At 38.1% G+C, this 399-nt stretch carries 1 protein-coding gene; it reads left to right on the top strand.

Annotated elements, in window-relative coordinates; translation table 11 throughout:
• Nucleotides 1-399 (top strand): IS30 family transposase (locus tag GQ598_RS10960; protein ID WP_160404143.1); only part of this gene is annotated, 399 nt, incomplete at both ends.

The raw sequence follows: 399 nt of genomic DNA, 5'->3' as shown, positions 1-399 counted from the left end.
AGACAAACAAGCATTGTTGACGTTAGTTGAGCGCAAAACTGGACTCGTACTCATTGGACGCATCAATCAACGTACTGCCTCCGAAACGAGAGATATGATAATAAAATTGCTAACGCCGTTTAAAAAGATGGTTAAAAGCATCACCTTTGATAATGGGATGGAATTTAATTATCATCATGCGATTGAGCATTATTTAAATACTACCGTATACTTTGCGGAGCCTTATAAAAGCTGGCAAAGAGGCACAAATGAAAACACCAATGGCTTAATACGTCAGTTTATACCTAAGTCAGCGGCCATTTCATTAGTTGACGACGAACAGATAAAGAAAATACAATATCTATTGAACACACGCCCAAGAAAACGGCATAAGTTTAAAAGCCCTGCCTCCTTTTATTC

The sequence above is a fragment of the Gilliamella sp. Pas-s95 genome (assembly GCF_009795795.1).
GTDB lineage: Bacteria > Pseudomonadota > Gammaproteobacteria > Enterobacterales > Orbaceae > Gilliamella > Gilliamella bombicola.
The sequence above is the reverse complement of the archived record's forward strand: the minus strand, read 5'-3'. Positions and strand labels throughout refer to the sequence as shown.